17 protein-coding genes and 1 pseudogene are annotated in these 20,618 nt (G+C 70.6%); 2 read left to right on the top strand and 16 right to left on the bottom strand.

What is annotated here, in order from left to right:
• Positions 1 to 154: 154 nt before the first annotated feature.
• The 9 genes from ACIOGZ_RS28935 to ACIOGZ_RS28895 form a co-directional block, all read right to left on the bottom strand.
• Entirely contained in the window at positions 155 to 1,054 is a 900-nt protein-coding gene (locus ACIOGZ_RS28935) for a hypothetical protein (RefSeq protein ID WP_400988099.1), read from the bottom strand.
• Positions 1,055 to 1,599: 545 nt separating this feature from the next.
• The gene (locus ACIOGZ_RS28930) at positions 1,600 to 2,424 is read right to left on the bottom strand and encodes a GGDEF domain-containing protein (protein WP_400988097.1); all 825 of its coding nucleotides are present in this window, start codon (positions 2,422 to 2,424) and stop codon (positions 1,600 to 1,602) included.
• Between the two features lie 1,063 nt (positions 2,425 to 3,487).
• A complete protein-coding gene (locus tag ACIOGZ_RS28925; RefSeq protein ID WP_400988095.1) occupies positions 3,488 to 4,063 on the bottom strand; it encodes a hypothetical protein in 576 nt (191 codons plus the stop codon).
• 1,597 nt (positions 4,064 to 5,660) lie between these two features.
• Positions 5,661 to 6,755, bottom strand: a complete 1,095-nt coding sequence (locus ACIOGZ_RS28920) for a hypothetical protein (RefSeq protein WP_400988093.1) — start codon at positions 6,753 to 6,755, stop codon at positions 5,661 to 5,663.
• 385 nt (positions 6,756 to 7,140) lie between these two features.
• Positions 7,141 to 7,611: a hypothetical protein gene (locus ACIOGZ_RS28915; RefSeq protein WP_363631581.1), complete on the bottom strand. Its 471-nt coding sequence runs from the start codon at positions 7,609 to 7,611 to the stop codon at positions 7,141 to 7,143.
• A gap of 482 nt (positions 7,612 to 8,093) precedes the next feature.
• Positions 8,094 to 8,849, bottom strand: coding sequence for a hypothetical protein (locus ACIOGZ_RS28910; protein ID WP_400988091.1), 756 nt, complete (start codon positions 8,847 to 8,849; stop codon positions 8,094 to 8,096).
• A 331-nt stretch (positions 8,850 to 9,180) separates the two neighbouring features.
• Entirely contained in the window at positions 9,181 to 10,197 is a 1,017-nt protein-coding gene (locus tag ACIOGZ_RS28905; protein ID WP_400988090.1) for a PD-(D/E)XK nuclease family protein, read from the bottom strand.
• The gene (locus ACIOGZ_RS28900; RefSeq protein WP_363633016.1) at positions 10,194 to 11,465 is read right to left on the bottom strand and encodes a hypothetical protein; all 1,272 of its coding nucleotides are present in this window, start codon (positions 11,463 to 11,465) and stop codon (positions 10,194 to 10,196) included. The genes ACIOGZ_RS28905 and ACIOGZ_RS28900 overlap by 4 nt, the downstream gene beginning before the upstream one ends.
• Positions 11,466 to 11,659: 194 nt before the next feature.
• A complete protein-coding gene (locus tag ACIOGZ_RS28895) occupies positions 11,660 to 12,385 on the bottom strand; it encodes a hypothetical protein (protein WP_400988088.1) in 726 nt (241 codons plus the stop codon).
• A 482-nt stretch (positions 12,386 to 12,867) separates the two neighbouring features.
• Here ACIOGZ_RS28895 and ACIOGZ_RS28890 point away from each other — a divergent pair, with 482 nt between their 5' ends.
• The gene (locus ACIOGZ_RS28890) at positions 12,868 to 13,278 is read left to right on the top strand and encodes a DUF6924 domain-containing protein (protein ID WP_363633019.1); all 411 of its coding nucleotides are present in this window, start codon (positions 12,868 to 12,870) and stop codon (positions 13,276 to 13,278) included.
• Between the two features lie 486 nt (positions 13,279 to 13,764).
• Here the strand turns inward: ACIOGZ_RS28890 and ACIOGZ_RS28885 are convergent.
• Both ACIOGZ_RS28885 and ACIOGZ_RS28880 read right to left on the bottom strand, forming a co-directional pair.
• Positions 13,765 to 14,701: pseudogene (locus ACIOGZ_RS28885) on the bottom strand (IS481 family transposase); the annotation flags it as partial.
• A 1-nt stretch (position 14,702) separates the two neighbouring features.
• Positions 14,703 to 15,701, bottom strand: a complete 999-nt coding sequence (locus ACIOGZ_RS28880; protein ID WP_363633020.1) for a DNA adenine methylase — start codon at positions 15,699 to 15,701, stop codon at positions 14,703 to 14,705.
• Between the two features lie 48 nt (positions 15,702 to 15,749).
• On the opposite strand from ACIOGZ_RS28880, the gene ACIOGZ_RS28875 reads away from it, so the two are divergent.
• On the top strand, positions 15,750 to 15,968 hold the full coding sequence (locus tag ACIOGZ_RS28875; RefSeq protein WP_363633022.1) for a hypothetical protein: 219 nt from the start codon (positions 15,750 to 15,752) through the stop codon (positions 15,966 to 15,968).
• 118 nt (positions 15,969 to 16,086) lie between these two features.
• On the opposite strand, the gene ACIOGZ_RS28870 is transcribed toward ACIOGZ_RS28875, so the two are convergent.
• The 5 genes from ACIOGZ_RS28870 to ACIOGZ_RS28850 all read right to left on the bottom strand — a co-directional run bounded on the left by ACIOGZ_RS28870 (position 16,087) and on the right by ACIOGZ_RS28850 (position 20,413).
• Entirely contained in the window at positions 16,087 to 16,413 is a 327-nt protein-coding gene (locus ACIOGZ_RS28870) for a cupin domain-containing protein (protein ID WP_400988085.1), read from the bottom strand.
• A 65-nt stretch (positions 16,414 to 16,478) separates the two neighbouring features.
• On the bottom strand, positions 16,479 to 17,294 hold the full coding sequence (locus tag ACIOGZ_RS28865) for a hypothetical protein (protein WP_400988083.1): 816 nt from the start codon (positions 17,292 to 17,294) through the stop codon (positions 16,479 to 16,481).
• A 388-nt stretch (positions 17,295 to 17,682) separates the two neighbouring features.
• Positions 17,683 to 18,198, bottom strand: a complete 516-nt coding sequence (locus ACIOGZ_RS28860) for a hypothetical protein (protein WP_363633028.1) — start codon at positions 18,196 to 18,198, stop codon at positions 17,683 to 17,685.
• A gap of 93 nt (positions 18,199 to 18,291) precedes the next feature.
• Positions 18,292 to 18,990, bottom strand: a complete 699-nt coding sequence (locus tag ACIOGZ_RS28855) for an HAD hydrolase-like protein (RefSeq protein WP_363633029.1) — start codon at positions 18,988 to 18,990, stop codon at positions 18,292 to 18,294.
• Between the two features lie 172 nt (positions 18,991 to 19,162).
• Positions 19,163 to 20,413, bottom strand: a complete 1,251-nt coding sequence (locus ACIOGZ_RS28850) for an MFS transporter (RefSeq protein ID WP_400988081.1) — start codon at positions 20,411 to 20,413, stop codon at positions 19,163 to 19,165.
• Positions 20,414 to 20,618: the final 205 nt, after the last annotated feature.

Genomic DNA, 20,618 nt, shown 5'->3' with positions numbered 1-20,618 from the left:
ACGGCGTCGAGCCGGTCAACCTGCAGTTGTGTGTGCGGCAGCTGCTGGCAGTCTCTACGCGCTGTGGGGCGCAACTCTGTTCGACCCGCAGAGGCGGGTGGCGGGCCCCGAACATGCTGGCGCCCCGCCTATGCCGAACGGCGGGGCGGGGCGATCAGAGCATGGAGCTGGTGCGGGAGAACTCACGCGGGCCGGAGGGCCACACGGCGGTGACGTGCTGGACCAGGAGCAGTTCGGTTAGGTCGGCGTCGGGTTCATCGGGCAGGAGCAGCACACGGCGGGGCAAGGGTGTGAAGAACCGGGCCTGGTCGTGCAACCTTCCCAACGCCTCCCAGATGCCCGGGCGGGCGCAGCTGGGCAGTACCACCAGCACTTCGTTGTGGGTGACGTCGAACAGGTCGACGTGCAGATCGGTAAGGCTGGCGCGGGTCTTGATCCGGTATCCGGTGACCTCTGCTTGACGGGACCAGCGTGCGAATGCTGCGTATCGCAGCAGCAGCTTGGCGGCCGTTTGTTGGGCCGGGCTCGGCTCTCCGTCGAATGGGCTGCTGCGGACTCCTGGCTCGGTCTTGTGGATCTCACGCTCGCTGGAGGTGGGGGACGCGATTGGCAGGCCTTTCGGCGGGTCGTCGACCGGGATCAGCCGGAAGATGACGACGCGCCTCACCTCCAGCGAGCGGCGAAGGTCTGCGGGGGCGTCGGCGTGTACGAAGGGCAGGAGTGGGTCGAGGCGGTACGCGCCGACGTATTCGACGATGCCGTTGTCCTGCTGGAGGAACAGGCGCAGTGCGCGCTGTTCCTCCTCGTGCCGGAGGATAGTCGCGTTGCCGTAGGTCAGGCTCTGGTCCCCACCGTTGGAGCCGCCTGTCCCTCCGAACAGGACGCGGTCGCCGGTCCAGCCGTCGAAGGCGCTGGCGATGGTGGTCGGGGTGGTGAACAGCAGGATGTTCTCGCTGGCACGTGAGGGGCTTATGCGTCCTCGGGCGAGGCCGCCGAAGCGGGCGTGCACGTCGGAGCGGTCGAGTCGCTGGCCGGGGACAAGGTCCCAGAGCATGCGGAAACCTCCTTGGTAGAGGGTTGGTTGGCCTTCCGTCGCTGCGGGTTCGGCCGTCCCCGCCTGTCCCTAGGGGGTGGCGGCTTGAGAGGCGAACACGCCGGGAGCCCGGGTGGGCAGCAGCGCGGTGTGAATGGCGGACGGAGCGCGGTCGGGGTTCGGCCCCGCGGCCGACGGGCCGCCGCGGGCCTCGGTGTGGTGACACCGAGAGACGGGGCGGCGTCGGCGTCTTGCGACTCATTCAGCAGGGTGTCGGGCGCGAAGGTCCCGTACCACCCGCACACGAGGCCGGGCGCTCGGCTGCGACCGCCGGCCGCAAGGTAGAAGGTAGCCACTCCGGACAGCCGGTCAACTGATCCAGTCCGGTCTGCTCCGGCCTGGGCTTCCGCCCCGGCCCGGGCGGCCATCGGCCGAGATGTCTGGGTCCGATGGGCGCAGCCGGTCTCCGCGTGCGCAACCCCCGGCGTCGTGCACGGGGTCAGTCCGGCGCCGGGGCCGGACGCGGCTGCCCGGCACCTCGTGTGAGGTACCGGGCGGGAGGGCCGCTACGCGTGGCCGGGTGTGATGGCGGAGCGTCCCCGCCGACCGGAGCCCTTGGCCTTGTACATCGCCTGGTCGGCCTCGCCGAGCGCTTTGGACAAGCCGTCTGTCACCTCGGCCGATCCCACCGTCACTCCGACGGTCAGGTGCAGATCCTGGTAGGCGACGGGTTCGGCGATCGCCTCGCGCAGGGCCCGAATGCGAGCTGGCAGGCGGGCGTCCTGCGCGGCCATGACGACGAACTCGTCGCCGCCGGATCGTGCGGCGGTTTCTGTCGGTCCCAGCCATCGGGTGATGCGTGCTCCGACCTCTGTCAGGACGGCGTCACCGGCCGCATGTCCGAACTGGTCGTTCACCGGCTTGAACTCGTCGAGGTCGAGCAGGAGCAGGCAGTACCTGTGGCCGGTGGCGCGCAGCAGTTCGGTGGCGTTGCGAGTGAAGGCCCGGCGAACTGCCAGGCCGCTGAGCGGGTCGATGCGGGCGTCTGCCAACTCGGTGAGCAGGTGGCCTCGTTCCTCGGTCAGCGCCCGCACCCGGTCCTCGCTCGCGGCCAGCTGCTGCCGCAGCCGCCGGTTCGTCTCCAGGAGCCGTCGGACGGTGTCACGTAGGACGGCGATCCGTACAGTCGCCGGGGTTCGGGCCAGGGCCAGGGCCCGGGCCGCTGCCGTCGAGGACGCCTTCCCCTCGGCGCCGGGTGAGGCCTGGTCGTGGCCGCTGGGACCGGCCTGTGCGGGTGGGACGGCGGACCTGGTCCGACGGGCGGGCGTGGTATCGCCTTGTGGGGTGGCTCGTCGGGGTACTGCTGGAATTCGCGGACTCGCGTGTGCCATGGTGGATCCACCTCTCCTGTAGCGGAGTTGGGGACCCCGTCCCGGGGTGTGGTCACCGTCTGGCCAGATGAACAACCACACTCCGGGGCTGTGGGGCCCCGGGGCAGGCCCGGGTGCCTTGCCCCCCCCGGCATCTCCCCTGCGCACCGCCCTGGGGCTAGCCAGATCCACCCGGGCAGGGGTGGGACGGCGCGGGCGGGGGGTGACGTTGGATGCGGGATTGAAGGCCGTACTCGGGCCACCCCGGAACGTAGGCGCGCGATTTCGGGAATCAACCCCCGACCGGCCTGGCTCTGGTTGCAGAACGGCAGCGGCAGCGGCGGCGGCCGCCCGGCCGACCGCTTCCCGTCCCCATCCTGGTGAGTGGACGGGTGGGCCGTCCCTTGGTCGGCACGCGACCACCGCTGCCGCCGGTTGGGTTGCGGACGGACTGCCGAACGGTGTCGCGGCCGGCCGCTCTCCACGGGATGGGGGTGAGCCAGCGGCGCGGTTCCCCCGGAATCGCGCCAAGGTGGCGGGCAGAGGCGGGGCCGGCTATAGCGCTGGGGGTTCAACAGTGGGGCGACGCGGTGGAGCGGCTGCGCGGGAGGGCGGATCGCGGTAGCACGAGTGGTCCGGCCGCCTGTGTGCGGCCGGACCGCTCGTGGTGGCTATGTCGTCCGAGGACCAGGTGCCGTCCTTCGTCGGCTCGGCCGAGGCGGTGCCCTGGTCGAGTTGCTGCTCGACGAACGGGCGGCGGGCGGCGGACTGTGTGGCACGCCGGTAGCCAGCACGGTGTCCGTGCCCGTGGGCAAGGCAGCGGGCGTCCCGGTAGGTGTCCCGCAAGAGCCAGACCCCGTATCCCAAGCACTGCTGGACCGGGGGCGGGCTGCGGCGGTGCGCCGGTGGGCGCGGCTGCGACGGTGCTTGAGTCGGCCAGCACCGCGCGGGCGCCGACGACGTCCCGGCGAGTGGGTCCCGTCCCGCAGGCCGCCGGGTACCGGAGCCGTGGGCTCTGGGGCGGGTATCGCCGGCCTGCCTCTGGGCGGGGATACCCGGGTGAGGTGTGATCAGTGGGTCGTGCTCACTGGTCAGCCCCGCTCCTGATACCGGGCTGGGGCCTGCAGGCCTCATCGCAGCGGTGGTAGCGCCTGGCCACAGTGCCGAGGAAGGCCCGTACGGCGGCCGGCGTGCGCGGTTGGTGGGTGACCTGGGCGAGGAACCATTCGTGGTCGGGGGTGTCCTCCTCACAGCCGGGGTCGACGATGTGGAAGGCGGCACCGGAGGTGGAGTCCTCGGGATCTGTCTCGACGCCGTCGACGAAGACGTGGATCTCGGTCCCGTCGTGGTGGTGGTCGACCAGCAGCACGTCCACGTCCGGCGACCGGGGGCCCGCCCGGCCGGTGCCGGCGGCCAGGTCGACCATGGTGGTGGAACCCGTGGCGGGGTCGTCGATGCCGAGGTCGTCTACGTCGCGCGGGTGGGAGCACGGCCTCGCCTCGGCCGCCACGCGGGCGGCCTCCAGAAGGCTGGCTCCGCGCACGGAAGCCGTCTCAGTGACGTCGTAGTCGTGCTGGCCTCCCCTGCCCGTGGCCTGGCAAGGGTCGGTGCGGGCGGGTTCGTCTTCGAACTCCACCGGCAGGTCTCCGAGAGTGAGCATGCCGGCGAGAACCTCCGGTGCCTCACCGTCGAGGCGCAGGACCAGGGGGACTCCGCCGGGACCGGTGAGCGGAACGCACGCAGTGGTGCCGTCCGGGCCGGGCTCCTTCCACGTCTCCTCCCCGCCCCAGCGGACGGTGAGGGGTGTCGCTTCAGCCTCTGCGTCGTCCAGGTGTTGGTCGGCGAGGTGAAAGGCGGCAAGAGCTTCGTGGATCTCGTCAGCGATGTGGCGCGTCGACGCCCAAGCGGCCGGCGAGGCCTGCGAGCCGGTCCACAGGGTTGCGCGCGGCCTTCATTGGATCGGTCATGGCTGGTTGGCTCCCTGAGGGGGTATTGGCGGTCGACCCGGCGTCGACCGCAGGTCGGGCGAGGGCGCCGGGGCGCGGTCGTGCTGGGATGGCTCGCGCGCCTGTCGGCGAGGAGCATCAGAAGGTCGGAACCGAGCCGGCGCCTGTGGGCACGCTAGGCGTGACAGCTCTCCGGTCAACCTCCAGAAGCGGGGCTGGGAAGTATGCCGTCCGTATGTCCTCGCGCGGACTCGGCAGTCGACCTCCGTGGTAGCGCACCGCTGTTGCCGCTGGCGGGCCGGGCTGTCCAGTCCCGTTCCACCGACGCCGCTGCCCAGGACGGTGGGCACTGTGTCCGCCCCCGGTCGGCGGATAGCGAAGTCACCAACACTTGCATCTTTGAACTGCCTCCCCCAAGGGAGTCGGCCACGCCGTTCGACACCACGCCAAGAGCCCGTCCCGAAGCGGCTACGGGACGGGCGTGATGGCAGACTGCCCTCGTTGATGGACGGCGGGTGGCGGGACCGCGTGCCCCCCGCTCGGGGGGGCCGAACGCCCAGTCCGACGCCGAGGAGCGGCGCCGCTGGCTTGCGGCGGCTGCGCCCGGGGGGCGCCTGCGGTCAGCCCGTGAGACGGAATGGGGCGGCGGCAGCCAGCGCAATCTCCTCGAGTGCGTTGTGGACCCAGGGATCTTCTGCGCACGGGCCGCACACCGTCAGTACCTCGCCGCGGGGGTGGTGGGTCAGGAGGTGCGTCGCGGGTTCCGGGACGTCGCTAAAGCAGAGGCAGTACAGGCAGGTTGCCGCCGAAAGCAGCATGGCTGCGGTGCGGATCCCGGGGTGTTCTGTGGGGCGGTCATGGCTCTCCGTTCGAAGCGGGGATGTGGGTGAGGGTCAGCACGCACGTCGGCAACGGCGTTCGGCCGCGCACGGTGAGTGTGGTGCCCGGTCGGCGCGACCCGGCGGGACTTCGCTGGTCGTGCAGCCGCCGGGGCGCTCCCCCAACCGGAAGGTAGCCATACGCCACGTCCGATCAAGCGCGGCGAGTGCCCAGATTGCGGGGCTTGCATGAAGTCGAGGCCCGGGCGCGGGCCGACCGCTCGCCGCTGGGCGGGCACCGACCGCTCCGGCGCCCCGGGTCCGGTCCGGGGCGCCGGGGGTCGGCAGAGGGTGGTACTGCGTTGGGCCGGAGGGCCTCCGCGGCTGGGCCGCAGGTGGCGCTGAGCCGTTGTGCGCTGCTGTCGGCGTGGCGCACCGCAAAGGGGGCCTGCCCGTTCCGATCCCGGCGCACGCGTGCCCGGGTGGGCAACCGTCAGGCCGCGGGTTCAGCGTCCGCGGGTGTCGTGTCCGGCTCGGTCGCGTCCTCGGACGCGGGCCGCCGGCACACGGTGATGGTGATCGGGTCTTCTCGGACCACCCGCCAGCCAACCGCTGTGAACGCTTCTTCGTGCGCGGCCGACAGTGCCGTTGCCAGTTCTCGGCCGCGCCCTTCCGCGTAGGCGGTGTCCGGCGCGGTGACACTCACCTTGTCGTGCAGTGCGGGGAGTGCGAAGGCCGGGGTGCTGCCAACGGTGCTGGTGCTCCGCAGGTCGGAGGTCAGCTGCGGATAGACCCGGTGCCCGATCGTCCCGTGCTCGGTGTTCTCACGGGAGAAGCCGCGAAGCCACAGCACCTCCCGTGCCGCCCGACACTCGGGGGTGTCCGGGAGCAGTCCGTCGCGTTCCCCGGTGGGCCGCTTGTCCTTGCGCACCAGGATGCCGTAGCCATTGCCGTACGGCCTGGGTTGGTCCTCGTTGGCGTTCAGGCCTCGCACGCGAAGCGCGGCGACCGCGTCCCGAACTCGTTCCACCGGTGTCGCGTGGGAGAGGCTCAGACTGAGGGTTTCCGACCCGCTCGCGAGCTGGTACCAGTCCGGCCTGTCCCAGTAGAGCGGCAACACCCCGACCGGCGCGAAGCCGTGGGCGGCGAGGGCGTGCGCCACCGTCGTGGCCAGTTCACTCGGTTCGCCGCAGACGAGCAGGGACTGCACCCGCCTCGTGCGGGTCCGCGGCGAGGCCGAGGAGGTCACCGAGTAGCCGAAGCCCATCAGCAGACTGGCGCATTCGTCGAGAGCACGGTTTCGCATGCCGCGGACGGTCGGCACGCGGCGGGTCGGGAGACCGGCCTCATCGGTGGTTCCGTCCTCGTACCACTGCACCGTCACCCCTGCGCGGTGGTCGTTCGGGGTCACAACGGCGCCGGCCCCGCAGCCGGTGCCGTCGGCCTGGTGGTCCTCCTCAGAGGCGAGGTCGGCACGGGGGATCCGGGCACCGGCCAGGATGTCGAGCACGGATCGGACGGTGGCCACATCGGCGTGCTCGGGCAGGCATCCGCGGGCTGCGTGCGGGCGACGCGATGGCATGGTCATGAGTTCTCCTGAGTGTCAGGGCGGTGGGTGGCGCCGCCGCCACGCCTACCGATGCGTTGCGGCGGACGGGGAAGGGGTGTTTGGAGAGGAGGTCATGAGCCGACCCCCGCAGCCGGTGTCTGCACCGGCCTTGGACCGGGCCGATGGGACATCGGCCGCCGACGGGCGGAGGGACTCGACGTGGTCCTCCGCCCGCCTGCGAGCGGCGGGAAGGAGCTTGCGTTGTCACCACACGGGGCTGGTCTTCGCGCTTGCGGCCAGTCGGGCCCGGGGCAGAGCGATGTCGCTGTGGCCCGGGGACGGTGCTGGGGTTCCTTCGGGCCCGGCTGAAGACACCGGCCGCCAGGACAATCGGGCGGCCGGTGTGAGTCCGCGGCGGTCGCGTCTACGGGTGGCTCGTGGCGGTGCTGCCGAGCAGCGGCACGAGGTTGGTCGGGGCGTCGACGGGATCGAGCGTGTCGGAGGCGACAGCCAGGTAGTGGACGTCGCCGCCGGGATCAGTGATCTGCAGGACATCGCCGATGGACACCCACCGGACGCCGCCAGGCCAGCTTCGGCCGAGCGAGTCGGCGAAGGAACCGTTGCCGATGATAAATACGGAGTTGGCCGCCGCGTCGATGGTGCTCGTGTCGACGGTCAGGACCAGTGGACCGTCGCCGAGGACCTCCACCAGAGCGAGCGGCTGGCCGTGCTGGTAGCCGAAGAGGTGGAGGGCCTCGCCGCGCGGGCCAGTGGTCACGTTGAGCAGGACGGTAGCGGTGTAGCGACGGGGCCGGTCGTCGGTGGGCGGGTTCTGCGGCCGGTCGGGGTGCGGGGCGCGTGCACGGGCAGAGAGGAGGCGAAGGAATCGGGGCATGGGGTAGCTCCGGGTGGAGAGTAGGGGGGCCGCTTGCGGCGGATCGCACGCACGGCAGGTCTCGGTCGCGGGAGAGAAGTACGCCTCATCCAGGTCGGCCGACGGCGTCAACTTAGCGGCGTGGCTGGGCGATTCAAGGGGGTTGCCGGGTTGTTTTCCGAACCGCCGAGGGCGTGTCCCGGCCAGGCCGGCCGGTCACGCCGGCGGGCCCGGTGACGTGCGGGAGCGGTCCGGCCGACCTGAACCGTTGAACGCCGCGAGCGGGCGGCCTCAGCGGGTCATGCCGGGGCGGTTGCGGGGCTTCCGGATTGCTGGTCGCACCGAAGCGACGGCGTGGAGCCGGCCAACCCCGATGCCACCGGCTCCGGCGCCGTCACCCTGGTTCGATCAAGGCCGGGCAAGGGGCGCGCCGCACCGACCGGGGACTTGGTCGGCGCGGCGGCTGGGCCGCTTGCAGCGGCGGGGGCGCAGGGTGGGTGCGGTCAGGAGTTGGCACCCTGGCGGGCCTGCTCGCGCTCTCGGAGCTCCCTGAGGGTCAGCGGGTAGACCACCCTGTTTCTCTGCTCCTTCAAGATGGCATAGTCCCCGTTCTTCCTTCGGAATTCCTCCTCCTGCGCCTCGGCCATCGCGTATCGCTCGGGGAAGGTCTTGAGAGTCAAAATCCACTGAGCCTTTCCAGCGCGCACGCACGCTCCCCCACAATTATTATGGGTATAGCCCATTTCGTACAGCCGGGGCGGCTCGATCCCCATTCTTCTGGCTTCGTCGAGAAGTTCTTCCTTGGTGAGCGCCGGCTCTCCTTCTTCGCACAGGGGGAAGGCAGTGCGCCAGGGTCGCCAGTTGGTGGCGATCGGCGGGATGCGCCGGCGGTCGTGCGTGCTGGCGTCGATGCCGATGTAGAGCGTCGTCTGCTCGGGATCAGCGTTCTCGGTGAGCCACCTGAGGCACGGGATGATCTTCAGGACGCGGGTGCACGGGGTGAACCGGCTGTTCCCGAGGAACTTCTCGTCATGGAAGACCTGGAACGGGTCGCGGCCGTCCGCGACCCGCACCAGCGGAATGTCGAGAATCCGGCTGGCATCTTGCGCGAACCGCCAAAGATCCTCGTCCTCGGCATTTGTGTCGGCTATCAGGAGCGTGGTCCTTTCGGGACCGTGCCGTTTCACTACGCGAACGGCGGTAGCGAAGGATGCGATTCCTCCGCTGAATTGCACGACGTGCTGATACTGCGGATCCAAAGAGCAGCGCCTTTCATCGCCCGCCACTTCGTAGCGGTGGCGGTGGCGGTGAAGTTAGGCCCTCCAGGTGGCCGGTCAACTCCCCTACGCGAGGCGGCGGATGGTGCCGCGAAGGCGGCAATACCCCCAGCGGGCGCTCCGGCCGGGGAGCGAGGTGGACCGCCGCCGCGGCGGGACGGGCCGGGCGCGGGTCGGTGCCAGCTGATGCGCCGCACCCGACCCGCTCGCGGCGGGCCGGGGGCTCGGGCAGCCTGCGCCTCGCCAGGCTCCGGGCGGGGCGGGTGTGGCCGCAGGCCCTCGCGGTGGTGCGTGCGTGCGGGCAGTGTGGGGCTCAGGAGGGCGGCCTGCGGTGGACGAGTGCGCGACGGGTCTCACTGTCCCTCGTTGTCGGGACGGGCAGGTTGTTGGTCTTCAGAAGCTCCTTCGCAGCGGGCTGGTCCAGGCGCTCGCCTCCGGGGTGGATCTTGACCTCTACTTCGAACCCGTTGGCCTGGTACCGGCCCGACCTCCGGCCCAGTGCCGCGGCGTGGTACTTCTTCTCGTTCTTCCACGCCTTCTCCTGTGCGGCGGCCTCCGCGTAACCGAGGGCGTGCGCGACGACGTCGGCGTCGGTGCGCACCTCCTCGGCCTGCGCCGGCTCGGCGCCCGGCCAGCACATCGACCTGTACTGGCAGGAGTCGCAGACGAGGTCCAGGCCCGGACCCCGGTGGCCGTCGCGCGGCGCGAAAGCCGGCGCCTGGGCGTGGCGCAGCAGGTCCCGGACGCGGGCGTCGACCAGGGCCTCCTGTTTGGGCCCGAACTCGCCGATCCACACTCCCGGGGTTCCGCCGTGGATGCGGGACATCGGGATCACCGCCACTGTCTGGACCAGGTATCCCGCGCGGCGCAGTGCCGTGGCGTAGCCGTAGAGCTGTAGGAGGCGGGTGCGTGAGGGTTCGTCGCCGTCGTCGCCTTGGTCGTAGCCGTGGGTTTTGAGGTCGACGAGGAGGCCGCCGCCGATGGCGAGGGTGAGGAGGTCGAGCCTGCCGGGGATCTGCAGGCCTCGTACCGGGAGGACGACGTCGTACTCGATGAGGGTGAGCTTGTGTGCGAGTTGGGCGGCGAGGCGGGGCAGTGCCCAGTCGTGGATGGCCTGGCCGAGGTGGGTGGCGCGCTGTTCGTGGTGGGAGTGGTCGTCGGTGGGGGTGTGGTGGGCGAGTTGGTGGGCGGCGCGGCGAGTGCATCCGCCGAGGCCGGAGATGGACAGGGTGCCGGGGTCGTGGTGGTTGGCGGCGGTGGCGTCGCGGAACATCGCCGCGAGTCCGTCTTCCAGTTGGCGGCGCTGGATTTCGAGTTGGGTGCGGTTCACGGTGTGGTGTCCGGGCAGTCGCTGCGGTGCGTGTTGGTGGTGGTGTTCTCGCAGTTACAGAGGTTGGGCATGGGGGGCCGGGATGCGGTTTGGAGCGGGGTCGGCGGGCTGTGGTCGGGCTCGGTGGTGGAGGGTGCGTCGGGTTTGCGCAGATGCCGGTAGATCGCGTGTGGGGAGTTGCCGAGGGTCCTTTGCGCTTCGTGGAGGAGTTGTTCGTCGTCGTCGGTGAGCCTGCCGCTCTCCTTTTCCTTCCTGGTCCTGGTCTCGTTGCCCATGAGGATCTGGTAGACGCCGTTCGGCCGGAGCACCGCGGCCTGGCGGCGTAGGACGGCCCAGGCGGTTGTGCGGGGATCCGGGGCGTCGGGCTGGCCCGTGTCGGGGTGGTCGGGGGTGGGATCGGAGGGTTCCTGGAGTGGGCCTGTGGCCGGTTGCGGGGGTGTTGTCGGCTCTGCGGGTGGGGCCGGGGCGAGGGGTTCCGGGGCTGGTCGGTCGTGCTGGCCGGTGGTGGCCCGGTCGTCGGGTGCGGGATGGTCGGGTTCGGGGGTGTGCGGGATGGCGGGGCCGGGGATCGGGGTCTCATTGCCGAGGTCGGGCCTGGGGGGCGGGTCCTGGAAGGGCTGTGCTGTGGTGGTTGTGCTGGCCGGGATGCGCGAGCTGGACGGCGAGTCGGGGCCGGGGGCGACCATGGGCAGTGGTGCGGGGTCGGCGGTGAGGAGGGTGCCCCAGCCGCGGGGAGTTCCCCGTACGACGTGCGCGGCGTGGGCGTTGACGATCAGTGTGGTCACGCGGGCGTAGAGCATTTGCTTGGGGAAACGGCGCCAGAAGTCGGCGTTCGGGCCGCTGGTCAGCTCGGCGACGACGGCGTCGTGCATCGTGTAGGTCGCGAAGAGCTCACCCTGACCGGGCTTGTCCGGGTCGGTGACAGCGACGGTGCAGCGTTCCTCGGTGGCCTCGACGATCCGCCAGTCCCAGCCGGCGCGGTGCAGGAGGGCGCGCTGTGCGGAGGCGTAGAGGGCCAGGCCGCTGTCCTGGCTGTCGTCGGGGTAGAAGCTGTTGATGGCTTCCCAGGTGCTCAGGCCGAGGTCCTGTCCGGCCAGCAGGACGAGCACGAGGTCGACGGCGTTGCCCTTGAGCCAGCGAGGCAGGGCTCGGGCGTGTGAGAGCAGTTCGGCGCGGCGAATCATGCGCGCGAACTGCGGGTCGTCGTTGAAGAGGTCGGCGACGTCGGATACAGCGGGGAACGGCGACGCCGCGAGTGTTGCGCTCATGACAATATCTTTCTCGTGCGAGTGCGGGGGCGGACGGTGCCCGGGGGCCAGCGGGGGCGTTGGGTGGAACGGAAGGTCAAGTCCCCCTTGCTCGGCGGACCGGGGCGGGTGGCGCCGTTCTCGCAAGGGGGCGTTCGACGTCCGGGTACAGCTGTGGAGGCGCGCATGTGCCGTGGATCAGGGCGCGGCGCCGGTCACAGGCTGAGGACCAGTGGCCCTTCGATCACCGGGCACTGGCTAGCGATGTCCTCGAGGATGTCGCTGTACCCGTCGAGGTCGGCGATGGTGGAGGTGTCGCCGTAGGTGATCTGGACGCCGTGCTGGCTCCAGGAGTGCCCTCCGCCGGCGAGGGGGAAGGAGAGTCTGGAGGCGAAGCGGCCGTCCTGGGCCCGGCCCTGGGGGTCGCCGTGGAAGTGGCCCCAGATCTCGGCTCGGAGGGTGGCCAGTGCGGGGTCGGACGCGGGTCCGTCGCCGTCGACCGACGGGTCGCTGCCGCCGGGGGGCTGGCCGAACTTCACGGCCTCGGCCGGCGCCCGCTCGGAGCCGTCGACACCCTCGGGTGCACTGCGGCCGAGCAGTACGTGGGTAATGACTTCGACGACGCGGTTCGGCTCGCCCAGTGCGGTCAGGGGAAGGCCGGTGGGTGTGTCGCTGGTGCCGTCGGGGCGCAATGCCGCGGCCTGCCACCCCGCCATGGCGCTCCAGGTGGCGACGGCCCCGTGGGGAAAGCGCTCGGGGTCGAGCTTGGAATGGCCGGCCGGCCAGGTCAGGACCGCGCCGGGGAGCGCGGTCAGGCTGTCGTCGGCGAGCTCGTCGGTGTCGTCCACAGTGAACTCCGCAGGGCGCAGGCCCTCGGCCGTCAGGGCGCCGTCGACGCTGTCCAGGTAGGTCTCCGCCGTTCGGCTCGTGATGCTGTTCATGGGTCCTCATTCGGTAGTGGCCTCGTCGAGACCGTGTGCGCAACGGAACGTGCCGCACTGCCCGAACGCTGGCGGCTCGGATGCGGCGCGAGGGGAATCTAGCCAGCTGCGGGAGCGAGTCAAGGGGGGGTCGCCCATGTCCGAAGGCGATGCGCGAACCGGGTGAGCGCCGAGGCGTCACAGGTCGGAGCGTGTGGATACGCGTGTCTGATCTCAGGGGCATTACGCTGCCTGCCCTGGGAGTACGCCGCGAACGCTGTGCGGGCCACGGCCGCGGGGTGCCCGCCCCCGTCCACAGGTTCGACGGAATCTCCGGTAGTGCCCTGGGCCGGGGGCCGACCGTGCTGTGCACGGCCCGCCGCTCCGACCAACTTCGACGCGCACACACGGCATCCGGTCCTTGCGGCAAACAGGAGGATGCGATCGCCCGGGCCCTGTGCAGTGACCGCTTGAACTCGCCCGGCTGGAGGTAGTGTCTGCGCATGACTGAGCTGCCCTGCGGTTCGGATGCGCTGGTTGTGCGTACCGACTTCTCCAGTGGCGCCGCATGGGAGGCCCTGAGAAGGACCCTGTCCCCACCCGGCGAGAACGGCTTCTTGGCGTCCGTCCAACTCGTCGACTCCCGCCAGTTCGCGGGTGCGGCTGCTGAGGAAGTACTGGCACTCCTGCCCGTCGGCTACCGGCACCCACTCCTCGTCCTGGCAGACACGGTGGCCCTGGCCTCAGAGGAACAACCCCTGCTCGTGGTGAATCTGCGCGCGGACCGCGGACATCGTATCCGCGTCGTGGCACGGCAACTGTGGAGCATCGAGAACAACCTGTCGATCTCCAATATGGACTTCGCGGAGTTCACTCAAGCTGCCGATGATGACGGGGTGTTCCGAGGATTCTGACCTTGGCGTCACGCTGGGTCAGTGATGGATGGCGCGTCCGCCCCGGCGGATGCCGGTCGCAGCGGATGCGGGAGCGTTCGCGGCGCTCGGCAGCCCAGGCGTCGCGGTGGCGGGCGCTAGCGTTGCGCCGGCGGGTAGGTGTGCGGGGCCGCAGGGCTGTGGACATCGCCGGGTGTCCTCTTACGACGAAGCCGTGCCCAGCATGGTGCCTGGGCACGGCCTGGTCCTTCGTCGGTCGCGGTCCGCCGGGGTACCGGGCCGCTCAGATCGTTCAGGGTCTTTGCGATGGTGGCCGTGTCGATCCGCGAGACCCCAGCTGGCGGCCGGGCTCCGCTGGCGGCCGTCGGGTCCGGGAACAGGCCTGTCCCTAGTCGTGGTGTCTCAGGACGTTGGTTCCACGGCGTCCTCGAACGTGATCTGCTGCGGGAAGACCGGCAGCGGCGCGGGCGGTTGGTCGGCGGTGACGCGGTAGTCGCTGCCGGCGGTGCGGCTGACCGGCGGCCGGCCGCCGAGGGCTGAGTGCGGCTGCTCGTGGTTGTAGTAGTTGAGGAAGTCGGTGAGCGCCGCGCGGCGCTCGTGCTCGGAGGTGTAGTCGCGGACGTACGCCCACTCGCGGACGAGGGTGCCGTTGTACCGCTCGACCTTCCCGTTGGTTCGCGGGGTGTACGGCCGGGTGCGCTTGTGTGTGGTGCCGGTGGCGGTGAGCGCGTCGGCCCAGAGCTGGGAGCGGTAGCAGGCGCCGTTGTCGGTGAGGACGCGCCGGATCGGGTTGATGCCGTGCTCGGCGAAGAACGCCACCGCGCGGTGCCAGAACGCGGCCGCCGTGATGGCTCGTTCGTCCTCCAGGGCGTCGGTGTAGGCGAGGCGGGAGCGGTCGTCGAGCGCGGAGTGCAGGTAGGTGTAACCGACCTTCCCGGCCCCCGGACCGGTGCGCTTGGAGGCACGGGCGGCGTCGGTGCCGACGCCGTGCATCCGCCAGCCGACGCCGTCCGGGATGCGCCCGAGCTTCTTGATGTCAACGTGGATCAAGTCGCCGGGCTTGTCGTGCTCGTAACGGATGACCTGGCGAAGGTTCCCGCCGGTGGGCGGGTCAAGGTCGCGCAAGCGGTTGAGTCCGCGGCGGACGAGGATGCGGTGCACGGTGGTCGGGGCGAGGGTGACGCCGTGCAGGCGTTCCATGTCGGCGGCCAGGCGGGCGGGCCCGTACTTGGTCTGGCGACGCAGGGCCTCGACCAGGTCCGGCGATGTCGTCGGGTGTGCGGGCGGGGCTGGCTGCGGGGCGGGAGGAGCGGTCGAGCAGTCCGTCCTCGCCGTGTGCTTGCCAGCGGGCGTACCACTTGGCCAGGCAGCGCCGGGAGATGCCGGCTTCGGTGGCAACGCGGGCGATGGGCCGGCCGGCACTGACACCTGGCGCTGATGGCAGGTCAGGCGGCCGGTGTGGCCGCCGTGGTGCTGCGGTGGTTGCCGACGTGGCAGGCCGTCGAGCAGAAGCGACGCCGTCGGTCGGTGGTGGGCTGACGGACCGGCAGTCCGCAGTCCTCGGCTTCGCACGGCGTTTCGTTACGGGCCGCCGTTTTCGGGGTGCCTTCGGCGGAGGTTTCGTTACCCAGGTCGAGCGGGAGCGGGGTGTCGGTCCGCAGTGGCCGGTTCGACCAGATGACTTCGGTTCGGGCGGACCACTGGCCGCCCTGGCTGGTGCCGGTCTCCAGGGTGTAGCGGTGCCAGGAGGCGTACAGGTCGGTGTCGTAGAGCTCGCTCGCGTAGCCGGACAGGACCACGGTGGCGCGGCAGCCGTGCAGGGCCTCGGCGAGCTCGCGGTGAGGACCCTCGCCAGTCATCTCGTGCCGGTAGTTGCGGTCGCGGGTGCTGCCCAGGTACGGCGGGTCGACGTACAGCAGGGTGGAGCGGTGGCGCCCATAGGGGGCGATCAGGTCCAGCGCGGGGCGGCACTCCAACGAGACGCCCGCCAGGCGCTCGGCGGCCGGGAGCATCCGCTCCAGGTAGCCGGCGAGGTAGCGCGGCATCGAGGAGCTGGAGGTGCCGGCGTCCACGTAGTGGCGCCAGCCGGTCTTGCGCATCGTCCCGGTGCGCCCCTGGGTCAGGCGCACCCACACCAGGCGGGCCCGCTCCAGGTCGTCCAGGCCGGACAGGTCGCCGTACGACGCGGCGTGTTCGGCGCGGGAGTGCGGGGTCAGCGCGCAGACCCGGGCGAGGTCGGCCGGGTGGTCGCGCAGAACGCGCCAGAAGACCATCAGGTCGCCGTCCAAGTCGTTGACCGTCTCCATCCGGCTCGGCGCTTTCGCCAGCAGTACCGCGAGCGAGCCGGCGAATGGCTCGACGTAGTGGCCGTGCTCGGGCAGCAGTTCCGTGATCCGGGAGGCCGTCGTCGTCTTGCCCCCGTAGTACGCCATCGGTGGTCGCATCGCATTCCCCCTGCTCTAGGTGGCTAGCCACCATGACATGCTGATTCCATGCCAAGCCAGCACAGGAACCCCGCCGCGGTCTACCGGCCCGACCCCGACCTACACGAGCGTGCCAAGACGGCCGTCGCCGGCGTCGGATCGGACATGAACGCGCACATCATCGGATTCCTGCACTGGCTCGTCGCAGACACCAACGAACTTCCCGGCAGACCGAACAGCACCCCCAGTCCGGCGGCCACCGAGGAGGCGCCGCCGACCACCGGCTGATCGCTACGGCGGCACCAACCTCATGAGACGGCACACCTAGTCGTTCCCGTCCCGCAAGGTGCGGGCGGTGCGGGTCATCGTCGGTCTGTGTGACAGGTCGTGGGCGGGCCCAGGGTGTTCATGCGGCGGCGGCCGCGTCGCCGTTCGGGAGGATGACCAGCAGGCGGCAGCCGGTGGCGCTCTGGGGGTAGTGCTCGCTGCCGGGGTGTCCGTAGATGTAGGTGCCCTCGCCGTGAATCCGGGTGCCGTCGTGGAAGTTGCCGGACTGAACGAAGATGATCTCGGGATGGTCGTGGACGTCGAGGCTGGGCCACTTCGCTCCGGCGGTGAAGTCGACCTGGAGGACGGCCGCTCCGTCCGGGCCGGAGGGAAATCGCCGGGCGGTGATGCCGGGCGCGATGGAGACCAGTTCCAGGTTGTCGCGGTGTGTGATGTCGAATCTCATGTCGCCTCCGGCGAACAGGAATGGATGGGACGGTGATGACGGTGATTCCGTTCGGCGGCAACCGGTCAGGATGCGGGCGGGGGGCCGGCGTGCCAGTCGCGGTGGCGCAGTACGGTGAGCTGGGCGACTTCGGTGTCGAGCGCCCGTTTGACCTTGGCGAGATCGTCAGCGTGACGGTTGATCAGTGTGTTCTGGCGGTCGGACTCGGCCGCGAACCAGATACCGATCAGGTTGGTGTCGTGCTTGCAGGCGACGTCGGCCTGGGCCTGGTCGATCTCCTCGGCGCTGGGCGCCGGGTCGTCGACCGAGGACAGATTCGCCGCCGGGTGGAGGGGGTCGCTGATGTCGTAGCCGCGGGACTTCATGCAGGAGGACCACGCGGCGTTGGCAGCCACCACGTTGGCGTCGGTTCGGGATTCCGCGAACGTCTGGGCCTTGATGTCGGTGACGATCCCCTCTCCCCCGCTGGCGGGCCCACCGGGGCCGCCAGCAGCGGTGGGCATCAGCCGCTCGAGCTCGGCCTGGCAGCCTCGTTCGGGCAGTGCCTTGCCCGCGAACTCGGCCACTTTGGCTCCGGTCCTGGGGTCGACGGCGGTCAGGACGGTCCTGGCGCTTTCGCTCATCTGCCCGAGTGTGATCGGCTGGGTGGCCGCGTTTGCGTCGCCGGAGTCGCTGCGGGGGAGGTGGTATCCCCAGGTCCTGGCCGTCTGCAGGTCAGCGAGGCCGTAGCGGCGTATCAGGACGCTGTACGTCTGCTGTGCGGTGCTGTCGGCGGCCGGCTGCGGGGGGACCGGGTAGTCCTGGTCGAAACGTCTCATGCACGCGCTGGTGGCGGCCTTGCGCACCCAGTCGTTGTCGGCCGACTGTCGTGGCGTCAGCATGTAGGTCTCGATCGGCAGGTGCAGGCCGTTGACTCCGTTGGTGGCCTGTGGTGTTGGAACGGGGCCGGACGGGGCTGGGCCCGGGCTCGTGCTTGTACAGCCCGCGAGCATAACGAGTACGACGAGTACGAGCGTAGTTGCCGTCGTCCTTCGCAGGACTGGGCCAGTCCACGGGCCGCGTGCGCTCAGGCACGTGGCCGGCACGACCGCGGTGGTTCGCTGATGGGTTTTCACAGTTCTCCGGCACGGTGGGAGCGGTGCCGCCGAGGACCATCCTGGGGTGGGACGGTTGCCGGTCCTCGGCGGAGTCGCGGTGCGGATCGGGTGCTGGGGCCCGGAGCGTCCTGGCGTCCCGGCTCCCCGCGGGGCGCCCGTCGGGACGCGGACGCTAGTCGCAGTACACTCCGGCGGCTTCGTTCTTGTTCTTGACGGCGTTGGTGAGGTTGCCACCTCGCATCGGCGGCACCCAGTTCGTGTCCCCCAGCATCGGTGCCTGGGTGGAGACGCCGAGGTTGCAGCTCGTGGGGTTCTCGACGCTGGCCGCGTTGTGCCACGTGCGCTGGCCGGCGCCCCGCGATCCGTACCTGTCGCTCTGGAAGACGGCGTAGGGCGCGTTCATGCGGTCGTATTGGTAGTTGGACTTGTAGACGGCGCCCTCGGCTCCGGAGTTGTAGTAGAGGCACCAGAAGGTCGCCGAGTCGCTTCCGGTGCTGCAACGGTACGGGTCGCTGTAGGTGCTCCACCCGTTGATCCAGGTGGGGTTGTCGCCGACGATCGGATTGGCCTGGGCACCTCCGGCGCTGGTGATCAGGCTGGTGCCGGCGACCGCCAGGACGGCCGTGCCGACGGCAAGCCTGCGAGTGGTCGTGGTCGCGAAGGATCGCAGGGAGGCGGTGATGGTCATGTTTCCGTCCTTCGAGGTATCGGTCCGAGTGGGGGCTGGAGCTGAGGCTGCGGCGGGCCGTAGACGTTCGGGCGCCGGTCGGCCCGTCCTGCCTCAGGCGGCGGCGCCGACCTTGGTCATCGGCGGGGTCCGCGCCGGGTACCGGGCCGCGGCGAGGGCGATCGCCTCCGCGAGAGTGTCAGCCACTGGTGCGCCGGTCGCGACGAGTGCGGCGCGTGAGTGGGATCCCCCTGCGTACAGGACGATGGCGATACCGGCCTGTTCGGCGGCCAGGGCGTCGTCGGCGGCGTCGCCGATGGCGACGATCTCCCGTGTCGGCAGGCCGAGGTTTTGCACGTGCCTCCGCATGGCCGCGACCTTGGTCCCGCCGGTGGGGCCCCGGCGGCCCTCGGTGAGACGGAAGAGTGTGCCGACGCCGTGGTGGGAGAGTTCCGTGAGGAGGTGTTCGTGCGTGTGCAGCGACAGCAGGGACTGGGTGCCGCCGCGGGCGATCCACGACAGCAGCGCGGCGCGGGCCCCGTTCGTGAGCCGGCTGGCGCGCGGTAGGTGGTGCCGGTAGCTGGCCTGGTAGGTGTCATCGGCGGCGCGCCATTCGGCGACGCTCAGCTGTCGGCCGAGGATCCGTGCATAGAAGTCGGGGACCGGCACGCAGTAGGTGTCACGGTACTGTTCCATATCGATCAGCGCGGCCTGGAGCCTGGCCAGGGATTCGTTCACGGCGATCAGGCGGGCCTGGTTATCGTCGAGGATTGTGCCGTTCCAGTCCCAGACGCAATGCCTTCGGATGGTCATGTGTGCGGGTTCTCCTTGTCGAGCGGCACCAAAGAGTGCAGTACCGCAGGGAACAGTGCAGTAGGTAGTTCAGTGCCGCGCGGAAGAGTGCAGTCGGCTGGACACAGTCCGCAGGTCGGACGGCTGCCGACTGCAGTGTTCCGTGCTGGCCAACATCTCTCCAATCTGATGATCAAGCGGGTCGGGCGACGTTCCGCACGGGACGTGCAGCACCGGCGAGGTGGAGAGCGAGGCGGGCGAGTCCGGACACTGCCGCGAGCAAGGCCAGCGCATAGGAGGCGAAGGCTCCGTGGCGGTCGGCCAGCGGGCCGGCGAGAGCCGTGCCGATCGCACCGCCGATGCCCACCGCTGCCACGAGCCAGCTGAACGTCTCTGTCAGGCAAGCCGGGTCGGCGCACCTCCCGACGCGCTCGAAGACCGTGCCCAGCAACGGGCTGAGGAAGAGACCGGGCACAAGGGCGAACAGGGCCATCAACCCCAGGCTGGACGGTGCGGCCACCAGTGGGGCCCATCCGAGGGCGAATCCGCCCGCCAGCCCGACCAGGGTCCGCTCCCCGATCCTGCTCTCACGCCTTCGGCTGAATACCAGACCCCCAAGGCAGCTGCCTGCACTGAACGCTCCGAGGAGAACGCCCGCGCTGGTCCTCACGCCCAGGCGGTCGGCCCAGGCCGTCCCCGCGACCCCCTGAGCACCCAACGCCACGCCGACCAGCAGGAGGACAGCGGCCATGCCCCTCAGCTCCCGAGAGCGCAGCGGACCGCTCCAGTTCGCCGCTCCGGCCGGACACGCCTGCCAGGTTCGGGAAAGCCTCGACGTGGTCATCGCCCACGTCCCCGCGACTCCGAGAGCAGCGATCAGCGTCAGCGCCGTCCCAGGGCCTGACAGTGACACGGTCGCGCTCACCAGGAGCGGGCCGAGTGCGAAGAGCAGCGACTGTGCGGCGACGTCGAGGGAGAACGCGGCGGGCTGCAGGCGCTGCGGGACGGTGTCCGACCACAGTGCACGCAGGGCCCCCTCCAGGGGTGGTGTGGCGAACCCGGCGGCGACGGCCGCCATCACCGTGAGCAGTCGCTGGTGGGGGTCGAGCACGGCCAGGGAGATCATGGCCACCGCGGAGGTGAGCGCGGCGGCTACCAACGCAAAGCGATGGCCCTGACGGTCCACCAGTCGGCCGAGCAAAGGCTGGCCGATCGTCGCCGCGAGGCCGTAGAGGCCCGCGACCACGCTGGCCCACAGGTAGCCGCCTCCTCCCGCGACCACGCAGAGCAGGATCGCCAGGGGCGCGGAGGCCACCGGCAGCCGGCCGATGAGCGAAGTGAGGAGCAGGTGCGGAACATGCGGGACCGCCAGCACCGCACGAAGTCCAGCGGGCGGATCGGCTTGAATAGGATCGCCCTTCTCGGGCCAAAGGTTTGTAGACATAGTTGTCCCTGGGGCCGGATTTTGCGAGGCGTCGTTTACTCCGGCCCTCAAAGTTTCGGGAGACGGGAAAAGGGCCTGGCGCGAACTGGACTAGGCAGTGTGCGGGGTGGCCTTGAGCGTCGCCAGGACCGCTTCATCATCCGCTGGCGGCGTCGCCCTCGCCACGCCTCCGCGGCCAGCCGTGCGCGCTCCGCCTCGCGGATGC

The organism is Kitasatospora sp. NPDC088160 (assembly GCF_044741445.1).
Classification (GTDB): Bacteria; Actinomycetota; Actinomycetes; order Streptomycetales; family Streptomycetaceae; genus Kitasatospora.
This window is presented reverse-complemented; position numbering and strand designations above follow the sequence as displayed.